Annotated in this window: 4 protein-coding genes; all 4 read right to left on the bottom strand. The window is 55.3% G+C overall.

The annotated features are described in order from the left end of the window. Positions 1–229 precede the first annotated feature (229 nt). Positions 230–1189, bottom strand: coding sequence for a PorP/SprF family type IX secretion system membrane protein (locus tag LWL52_RS16005; protein ID WP_242921686.1), 960 nt, complete (start codon positions 1187–1189; stop codon positions 230–232). 5 nt (positions 1190–1194) lie between these two features. Beyond that, a complete protein-coding gene (locus LWL52_RS16000; RefSeq protein WP_242921684.1) occupies positions 1195–4782 on the bottom strand; it encodes a DUF8696 domain-containing protein in 3588 nt (1195 codons plus the stop codon). Positions 4783–5143: 361 nt separating this feature from the next. Beyond that, complete coding sequence (locus LWL52_RS15995) at positions 5144–7045, bottom strand: DUF8696 domain-containing protein (protein WP_242921682.1); 1902 nt, start codon at positions 7043–7045, stop codon at positions 5144–5146. A 165-nt stretch (positions 7046–7210) separates the two neighbouring features. Beyond that, positions 7211–10198, bottom strand: a complete 2988-nt coding sequence (locus LWL52_RS15990; protein ID WP_242921680.1) for an AsmA-like C-terminal region-containing protein — start codon at positions 10196–10198, stop codon at positions 7211–7213. Positions 10199–10546 lie beyond the last annotated feature (348 nt).

The following is a 10546-nucleotide window of genomic DNA, read 5'->3' as shown; positions in this document are numbered from 1 at the left end:
TTATCATTTACAAAGCGCATACCTATATAGTAAGCACTGAATGCATATAATGAAAACTATAAGAAAGTATACATTTTGTACACCACGGCAGGTTAAGCGAAAGTAAGACATTGCTTATAATATATGTAATGCTATATAGTAAAATGTGCCTCAGGCATCGTATAGGCACAAAAAGCCCCGCTGCTTAGGGGCAGCGGGGCTCTCAGTATATTCCTGTTCAGGTGTTAGCTTACCAGATCCATTCAGGGCAGATAATGCGGTGATTGTTGAGCAGCTTAAAGCCCACCACGATCTCGTGGGTACCGGCGCTCACTTTATTCAGGTTCGAGATGGTAGCATCATACGAGTAGGAGACATCCAGCAAAGGGCTGATGTATACGCCCACCATACCAACCACTGCATCCTCGTGGCGGTAGGCGGCACCCACCCAGAAGCGGTTATCGTAAATGGCCCGCACGCTGGCATCAATCGAGACGGGACTCGGATCGGCCAGCTTTACCATAACGGACGGTATAATGTCTATCGTTTCTGTTGGCTGCAGGCGGTATGCACCGGTTACAAAATAGTGCCGCTGCAGGCCAAAAGCGGCTCTGCTCTCTTCCGGCGAACGGAAACTGCCGGTGCCCTCCAGCAGCTGCGCGCCCGACACACCCAACGAGAAGTTTTTGGAATAGAGCCACAACCCCAGGTTCAGGTCCAGCTGGTTGTTGTTCAGGTTACCGCCGCCTACCAGCGGGTCGTTGGGATTTGTAAACGCCAGTTCACCTGCATTCAATGAGTTCCGGATAAGGCCTACTGCAGCGCCGGCGGCTACGTTAATGGTCCGTGTAAGGGGCAGGTGGTAGGCGTAAGAGCCGGTCAGGCCGGTACGGCGCAATGGCCCTGTCTTGTCGGTATGGAAGGCAATGCCAACGCCGTGGTGCGCCAGCTCTTTGTGGAACTTGTTGCTGGCAGCCCCTTTGTTAAGGGGCGTATGGGCCGTCAGGTAATAGGTAACCGGGGCGCCATCCAGCCCAACCCATTGCCGGCGGTTACTTACCCGGATATCGGCATAATCCTCGATACCGGTGATGGCAGGGTTAAGCAGATAATTGTTAAGCATATACTGGCTGTACTGCGGGCGCTGTTGTGCCACCCCCTGCATTGCAACCCCCATAAAGGCAACCAATAATATAAACAGCTTTTTCATATGCATCATCGGATAATAGTCACGTTGCCTGAGATGGGCTTCTCGGTGCTGTTGAGGTATATGATGTAGTAGTAGGTGGCTACCGGCAGTTCCTGGCCATTGTAGGTGCCATCCCAGGGCGTGCCATACCCGTTCGAAGTATAAAGTAGGTTGCCCCAGCGGTTAAAGATCTCCACACGTGCTTCCGGGAAATTATGAATGTTCTCGATCTCCCATACTTCATTCACGCCGTCGTGGTTAGGCGAGAAGGCGTTGGGTATGGTAATGGCCGGAATAACAGTCACGGTCACTTCATCGGTTGCCTGGCAGCCTTCGGCCGTTGTCACGGTTACCGTATAGGTGGTAGTGACGTCGGGGCGGGCTACCGGGTTAGCAACATCCGGACTGCTGAGGCCGGTGGCTGGCTCCCAATGATAGGTGGCGCCGCCCGATGCCCGAAGCTCCGTGGTGCGGCGCTGGATGATGGTCACATCCGGCCCGGCATTCGCCTCAGCCCGGATCACGTTTACGGCTACCGGTGTGCGGGTAGCACTGCTGCAACCGCTCGTATTTACCGCCTGCACATAAAAAGTGGTCGGCTGCGATAGGGCGGGCGTCTGGAAAACAGGTCCGATAAACACCGGCCTGCCGCCTGCAGGCGCAGTATACCATTCGTACGTTGTGCTGCTGCCCGGGTCCTGCACGGTTAAGGTCGCGGAGCTATCCTGGCAGGCCACGGCATCGCGCACGGTCAGGCTTGGCGCCTTGGGCACCGGTGTAACCGTGATGGCAATAGCGGCAGAAGTATCGGCGCAACCGGCCGAGGTAACCAGGCGCCGGAACCAGGTATTCTGCGTCAGCGCCTGCGGCGAATAGGTAGTACCCGTGTTGGCGCCTGCGGCATCCACAAACCCGGCATCAGGGCTGATGGTACTACTCTGCCACAGGTAAGTATAGGTGCCGGTGCCCCCGGTAGGCGCAGAGCCTGTCAGGGTGGCGGGTGTTTGCCCGGCACAAACCGTCTGGCTGGCGGTGATGCTGTTGTTGGTCACGCCTTCGCTTACGGTGATCTGCACAGCAGCGCTGGTGTCGGCTTTGCAGGAGCCGGTTGTTATGATGCGCCGGAACCAGGTAGTGCGGCTAAGGCCCCCGGGGTTATAACTCTGCCCATTGTTGGTGCCTGCCGCAGCCGTAAAGCCGCCGGTGGCACTGCTGGTGCTGCTCTCCCAGAGGTACGTATACTTGCCATTACCACCTGTCGGGGCCGAACCCAGCAGCGACTGCGGTGCCGTGCCCCGGCAAACGTTCTGGTCCTGGGCGATGGTGTTGTTTGCCAAAGCGGGCAGTACGCTGATCTTAACGGGCTCGGAGGCCATCTGGCAACCGCCGGATGCTACCACACGCCGGAACCAGGAATCCTGCGTCAGCACACCGGGTGTATAATTTGCCCCTGTGTTGTTACCGGGTGCAGGCACAAAGCCGGTGGTTGGGCCGTCGGTGCTCACCTCCCAGCTAATGGCAAAGGTTACGCCGTCGCCTCCGGTAGGGGGCGTGCCGGTCAGGGGGGCGGGCTGCTCCTGGGCGCAGATCTCCTGCGAAGCATTGATGGTATTGTTCTCGATCACAGGCACCACGGTTACCTGCACGGCATCGCTGGTGTCGGCGGTACAGGTGCCAGAGCTCACCACGCGGCGGAACCAGGTGGTCTGGCTGAGGGCGGCAGGGGTGTACTCGGCGGCATTGTTGGTGCCGTTGGCCAGGGCAAATCCTGCATCAGGGCCGGTGGTGCTGGCCTGCCAGGTGTAAGTATAGCCGGTGCCCGGCCCGCCTGTTGGCGCAGTGCCGGTAAGCTGGGAGGCCGTGCCGCCTTTGCAGATGCTCTGCGCTACCGGGCTGATCACGTTATTATCAATGGCGGGCGTTACGGTCACGATCACAGGCACGCGCTCGCTGCTGCATCCTAAATCGCTTTTGGCCTGCACATAAAAGGTAGTGGTCTGGTTCAGCAGGGGCGTGGTGAAAGAGGCACCGGAAGCCAGCAATGTACCGCCCGTAGGCTGGTCATACCATTCGTAAGTGCCGGCTGCCTGCGGCCGGAGCGTAACCGAATCGCCGGCGCAGGTGGTCTGGCCTTGCACAATAGGCTTGGAAGGCACGGGGTTGATGGTGATTTCCTGCGGCTGCGGCGGCCCGATGTCGTCGCTGGTGCCACAGTCGTTGGTGACGCGCAGCGAAACCTTGTACACGCCGGGTCGGTTAAAGGTCAGCTCCGGAAACTGCTCGCCCGAGACCAACGCGCCATCTACAAACCATTCATACTTGGTGATCTTCCCCAGGTTGGCATCAATAAAGGTATTCTGAGCGTTATACTTGATAGTGGTGTCGCCACAGGCAATAACGGGCGCCGGCAACTGGGCCTGCGGGTAACCTACCACAATGCTTTGCTCGGTGGTATCGCTGCCGCAGCCGTTGCTCACCACCAGCTGTAACTGGAAAACACCGGGCAGGGTAAATTCGATCTGGAGCGTATCCTGGTCCAGCCCCCCGAAAACAATGGAGTAGCCGCCGATGTTGTTCTGGTCTTTTATCTCCCAGAGGTAGGTCAGGTTACCACCCGTCGAGCTGTCGCCCAACGACACGATGATAGGCGTACAGTTGCCCGGCGTTGTCGAGGACTTTTTATCGAGGGTAAAGTTGGCTTTGGGCTTTTTGCTGTAGCTGTATACCTGCTCGAACAAGGCGCTGCACTGGTTCGTATTCTCGCCGCGAACCTTGATCGTATAATCCCCCAGGTCAGGAAAAGCGTTGGGAGCCTTTAAAGGGAAGGTTGTGGATTTAGCCGGATAAGGGACTTCTTTGCCATCGCCCCAGTCTATATAATAGGTGTTAATGTCGTTCTTAAAATTGTCGGCCGTAACGTTGGTGAGCTCGGCAAAGACGGCGGTGTCCTGCGGCTCCACGCTGTCGGGCAGGCACACCTGGAAATCGTTCTTCTCGGTGAAGGCTATCTCTGGCACCTTTTTAACAGAAACCGACTGGGTGAGGGTATCGGAGGAGCAGCCCTGCGGACTCACCCCGAACACCGACACATCGAAGGAAGCTACGCCGGTGCCTTTGGCCTCATACGTATGGGTAACGGGGTTTTGATTGGAGATGCTGCCATCGCCAAAATCCCAGGTATAAACAACACCGGGCTGCGGGTTGATCACGGTAAACTCCAGCGCGGTGCCGGCGCAGGTATTGTTGTTGCTGATGCTGAAAATCGGTTTGGCAGGCGTTGGGACTACGGTCACCGAAAAGTCGCCGGATGGCACCTTGGCGCATGCTCCTCCGGAAGCTTCTACCCGGTAAACGCCCCCCACGTTGGTAGTATAGGTAGCGGAAGTGGCGCCGGCCAGCGGCTGGTTGTCCCGGTACCACTGCCAGGCAGTGGGCGTGAAGCCCGCACCCGGCCGGCTGGTCAGTTCTATTGATTCTCCTTCACACAGCGTGGTGCCCCGGTTCGATTCTATCGACACTGTGCAGGTCTGGCTTAGTGCCACCAGGGGCCTCCCCACAATAAAGCACAGCAACAGCAGAAACAAGGTGTAGTGCTTAGGTAAAAACAGGCGCATCAGGTATAGGTTAAGGGTGGACTATAGGCTTAACGGCTACTATATACTAATCTCCAAATTTACAGAATTTCACCAGTTCCTGCAGCTCGGAGGCAGACCGGCTTCGGAGCAACGCTGCGAAATACAAAAATATCGTTTTTAGCCGACCAGTGCCAGGGAGGGAAAGATAATAACCCACTACCTCTATTGCTAATTCCTTTAAAAGGTTACACGGTAGCTAACAATTTTCACAAGGGGTAATTAGTAAACGATTTAACAGTGAGCAAATTGCATGGCTTAAGTTGCCCGAAAGGATTTAAAAAAACAGGCCCTGCAACCATGGCTGGATGCAGGGCCTGTTGAGCCATAGCTATACTTTCTTTTAGTGGGAGAGCTGCAGCTTTTGCACTACCCGCAGGCTATCTGCCTGAATGTAAAGCAAGTATAATCCGTCGGCCAGACCTGTTAAGTTAAGCTCCTGCCAGGCTTGCAGCTGTTGCTGCTCAAAGCGGCGCACCTCTTTGCCGGCCATACTTTGTACGGAGATGACCACATGCCGAAAGGGCCGCTGCGTGTGTAGCAGTACCTTGCCTGCCGACGGATTTGGCGCCACCACAATACCGGCTTCCCCGGCTGGTTCGGCAATGCCGGTGGGCAAAAGGACAACCGGCCATGCTTCGGAATAGCCGGAGTAGCAGCCGGACGCGCTCTGCGCCCTCACCTGGTAGGTACCCGAAGCCGGGACTGTAATGGTGGCTGTGCTTGCATTGGGCAGCAGCACCCCGTCCAGGAGCCACTCATACCGGCTTGCTACTACGCCGGCCGTTAGTTCTGTTGCCTGCTGGGTGATGGCGGGTTGCGCCGGAAGTGGGGCCACGGTTATTTTTACCGGGTCGCTGATGTTGGCGGCGCAGGTGCCGGCAGTTGCTAACCGCCGGAACCAGGCCGTGGTGGTAAGCGCTTCGGGATGATATGCTTGGGCGGCATTGGCGCCCGGCGCCGAAGTATAAGTCAGGCTGTCGGTGCTTACCTCCCAGCGATAGGTTATTTCTGCGCCGCCGCCCGTCGGCACGGCTCCTGCCAGTGCTTGCGGGATCTCGCCGGTGCAAATCGTTTGCGGCTGGCCTATCTGGTTGCCCGAAATTGGTTGGACGACCGTTATCCAGGTATGAGCACGGTCACTTGTGCAGCCCCCGGCGCCAACAGCCCGCACACTGTAGAGAGAATCGGTTGCCAGTACAGTTGTCGTAACAGTAGCACCCTCGGCAATAGGCAGTGCCCCCAGATTACGGTACCATTGGTAGGTAAGGCCGGCAACCGGCTGCAGGATGCGCAGGGTGATCACGGTTCCGGCACAGGCCGTCCCGGCTTTCTCTACCACCGGCGTAGCGGGCGTGCCGACTCTTATACTTATGGTATTGCTTATACTTTCGGCGCACATGCCTGAAAGTACTTTTCTTCTGTACCAGGCTGTGGCCGTTTGGGTAGCTGGTGTAAAATCCTTCGTGCTGGCTCCCTGCACGAGGCTGAAATTTGTGCCATCGGTGCTAGATTCCCACTGATAAGTATAAGTGCCGTCTCCGCCAGCAGGAGCAGCTCCCGCTAACGTTGCCGGAGCAGTACCGCTGCAAACCGTCTGGTCGGCGCTGACAGTGTTATTGGTGATGCTTGCACTTACCGTGATCTTAACCCTGTTGCTAATTGACTTTTGGCACGCGGAAGAGCCGTAGACAATCCGCTCGAACCACATGGTCTGTGATAACACTCCAGGGGTATAGTGCTGCGCATCATTGATGCCGGCTGCCGGAACATTAAAATTGATCCCATCGGTACTGCTAACCCAAAGATAGGTATACACATCGCCACCGCTGGTTGGCAATGAACCGCTTATACGTTGCGGCACCTGCCCCGGGCATACCTGCTGGTCGCCGGCAACGCTGTTGTTGGCCACCGGAGATATCACCGTTACTTTTACAGCCTTCCGCTCACTGGGGCCACAGCCATTTTCGGCCTGCACGTAAAAGGTAACCGTCTGCGTGAGCTCTGGTGTCGTATAAGTCGCGCCGCTTGCCAAAGGTATACCACCCGTTGCTGTAGTATACCAGCTATAGGTAAGACTGGCATCAGGCTGCTTTACCAGGAGTGTGGTCCAGTAACCGGCACATGTTTCTACGTTGTCGGCAGCAGGTATGGCCGGCCCGGCACAGTCCTGGGCGAAGAGTGTGTGGCCGGGCAGCAGCGCAAAGAGGAGGCAAAACAGGAAGGGGAGTATAAGTTGTTTCATGCAGCGAGGATAATATAGTATAACGAATATACAGTATTAATCGAAACTGCATCCTCTTATTGTACACCCTGCAACAGGTTATGCGGGAAATACCCCGCCAAAGTATAAAGGCCGGCTGTTCTTCTGAACAGCCGGCCTTTACGTTAACTTATACGTTGATGCGGTTTAGTTGCCTGTTTTGGCCGTGTCGGGTTTGGCAGCTGGTTTGGAGAGGCCTTTCAGGAAACCACCTACTTTGTCGGCTGCTTTCTGCTTGAGCTGCTTTTCGGCTTCGGTGCGTTTTTTCTCCAGTTCCAAGCGGGCTTTCTCCTCGGCTTCCGCTTTTCTTTTGGTCAGCTCTGCCTGCAGCGTGTCGCGGGCCTGTTGCTTCACGTTGTCCAGTTTGTTCTGCACAGCTTCCTTCACCAGGTCCTTTGCCTGCGTTTTAACAGAGCCGCCGGCCAGACCTACCTTTGGGGCTGCAAGCGTGCCGCCAATGTTGAGCTTTACGTTCACGCGGTCGGCGTTCTGCACCTGCTCTTTGCCCAGCAAACTGGTCAAACGGGTGTTCAGCTCGCGGCCCACTTTACCGGCCGGCAGGTTCAGCACCGTCGTATAATCGATCTGGCCGTTTACGTTGTTGGCGCCGCCCACTGTCATTTCCACATTGCCTACTTTCAGGTCGAAGGGCTTTACCACCAGGCTGCCGTTCACGATCTGAGCATCGATTTTTTTGTTCTCCACCACAAAGTTGCGCAGCTCCTCAAAGTTGGTCAGGCTGCTGATCTTATCCACGATCTTCACGTCGCGCAGAGCCGCCCGGATCACATCAATCACCCCACTGCCATCCAGTGTGCTGAACACCGGTACCATGTCTTGGCCCAGCTCGCCGGCAAAGTTAAAGCTGGTATTAAACTTGCCTTCCAGCAAGCCGGCAATAGGGGCTAGGGCCTTTATCGTATTAAAATTATTGAAGGCCTGTTTAAAATCGAGGTCTTTGATGGCCAGCTTCATATCAAAGAGCGGGTGCAACAGGTTTTGCGTGTTATAGCTGCCACTGGTCGCAAAAGAGGCCCCCAGCATGTTAAAGGTTACCTGCTCCAGCTTCGCTACCTTATCTTTTACCAGCACGCGGCCATCCACATTGTTTAGCTTAAAGTCTGAATACAGCACCTGTTTGGCATTCATATTCAGGGCTACGTCCAGGTTGGCCGGCACTTCCACCACGCCTGCTTCCTGTTTGTCGGTAGGCTCCCCCTGCTCGTCTACCATCCACTCGTTCACGTCGAAGCGGTTAGAATTGATCGTAAAGTTGCCGCGCAGGTTCTGGTTATCTTCCAAGGCATAGCCCAGGTAATTAGAAAGCGTGCCGCTGGCCTGTATGTCGCTTTTGCCCAGGTAGCCGCTCATGTTCTGCAGGTTGATGCGCTCGTTGTTGAATACGGCATCCGCCTTGGTGATCTTTATACCCTGCGGCAGATCGGTGCTGACAAAATGCAGGTTGCTGATGGCCATTGTACCGTTAGCTGTAACGTTGTTATACTTCTCAGCTTCAATGTCGCTGAGCTTTCCTTTGGCGGCAACGTCGGCATTGATGCGCCCGGACACCGTCATACCTTCCTGCGGGAAGATCTTGGTCAGCTTCGTCAGGTCAAGTATACCTTTGATGCGGGCATCAAAAGCCGGCTTGTCGATGCCCTGCACCAGCACGCGGCCTTCCAGCGGCTCGCCGTCCAGGCTCATGTTAAACCGCTCCACATTGATGCGGGTATCGTCCGTGTTGCCCGTGGTATTGCGGACGTTGGTCACCATGTTCAGGCCCTGGATCGGGGCCGGGAAATCCTTAGACTTCACATAGCCGTTGGTCAGGTTCAGGTCGGCGTCGATCACCGGCATGCTCTTTTCGCTGTACACGCCTTTGGCATCGGCATCCACTTTCAGCAGGCCGCGCAGCGTCATGCCTTCCACCGGGTATACTTTGGTCAGCTCGGCCAGGTCTACATTGGCCTTCACGTTGCCGTTTACCTTCATGGGTTTCAGGCCTTCTACCAGCACCTTGGCATCTACCGGGTTCTTGCCCAGGTCCAGGTGCAGCTGGCGCACGTCGATCACGGTGTTGTCTACGTTGCCGTCCTTGTTATCGATGCGCATATTTACGTTAATGTTGCGCGCCGCCTCAGGCAGGTCGGGGTACTTGAACATGCCATCTGCGATTACCAGCGAGGTGCCAAAGCCCGGCATCGAGGTTTCGTTGTAGCGCCCTTTGATGTAGCCGTCGAAGCTGAGCTTGCCCGAAGTCTTGATGTCGTTGAACTTGTCGGTATACATGCCCGGCACCACCGATAGCACGTTTTTAAAGTCTGCCTCGGTAGCTTTAAAGGCCAGGTCCAGGTCAATGTCGTCGTGCGGCATCAGGATGGAACCGTTAAAGGTAAAGGGCAGCTCGTTGAGGCGGATGTTGTTGTCTTTAAAGGTATAAAGCGACTTGTCCAGGTCCATGGCCATGGTCACGTCCGCGTTCAGCCGGGCATTTTCCACATAGTTGACGCCGGCATAGGTGATGGTCACCTGATCGGCGGTGGTCTTCGACACCATATCAAACACGTTCTTTTCAAAATCGCCGCTGCCGCTGTGGTTCACGTGGTGGCCCACCATACCGAAGGGAATGCTCAGATCATCATAAAAGAGCGTACCGTTGTTTATTTCCCACTTCTTAATAGCCATTTTAAAGTCGGAGGCAGCCGTATCGGCAGGGGTAGTGGCCGCAGTATCGGAGATAAAGATATCCCAGTTGGCTTTGCCGCTCTTGAGCACTACCAGCCGTATCACGGGCTCGTCGAGGGTAATGGAATTCACCTTCAACTCATCGCCGCTGATCACACTTGCCAGATCCAGGCCCATGTTAAAGGCCGGTACCTGGGCCAAAGTGTCCGTCTGGAACGAGTCTTTGCCGATCACCGCCAGGTTTTCCACGTTCAGCGACAGGTTCGGGAAATGGCGAAACAGCGAAACGCTCACATCATCGGTCTGATAGAGCACCTGCGCATTTATATTCTTTGCGATCTCTTTGTCGAGGGCTTGTTTAATTTTATCTTTGAACAGAAGGGGCACCAGGGCCGCCGCTGCAAAGAGCAGCGCCAGAAAGATAAAAAAGCCAATTACTACTTTCTTCATAGAACAGGTTTGGAGTTTCCTTTGAATATATAAGTATGCGTATTCTTGCCAGGGCTACTTCCTGATAAGCAAGTATACTTCATTTTTTCAGATAATTTTGTCCGGCTGCTGGCATTCCGCTGCCTGCCGGAACAGGTTACGCTTTACAGCCTCATCCTTTAAAAGCGGCCGTATAGCGGGTAGGGCAAAAACCATGCGTAAACTAAACTAACTATAACCCAGAAGCCTGTGCTAAAAAAACCGTGCCAACGTTTTATCAGCGCAGCAGTACAAGGTTGCCTATACTGGCTTTTCTGTAGGGCTGCATAAGCCGCTCTTTTACTGCTCCGCAAAACTAACACCCGTATT

The sequence above is a fragment of the Pontibacter liquoris genome (assembly GCF_022758235.1).
Taxonomy (GTDB): Bacteria; Bacteroidota; Bacteroidia; order Cytophagales; family Hymenobacteraceae; genus Pontibacter; species Pontibacter liquoris.
The sequence above is the reverse complement of the archived record's forward strand: the minus strand, read 5'-3'. Positions and strand labels throughout refer to the sequence as shown.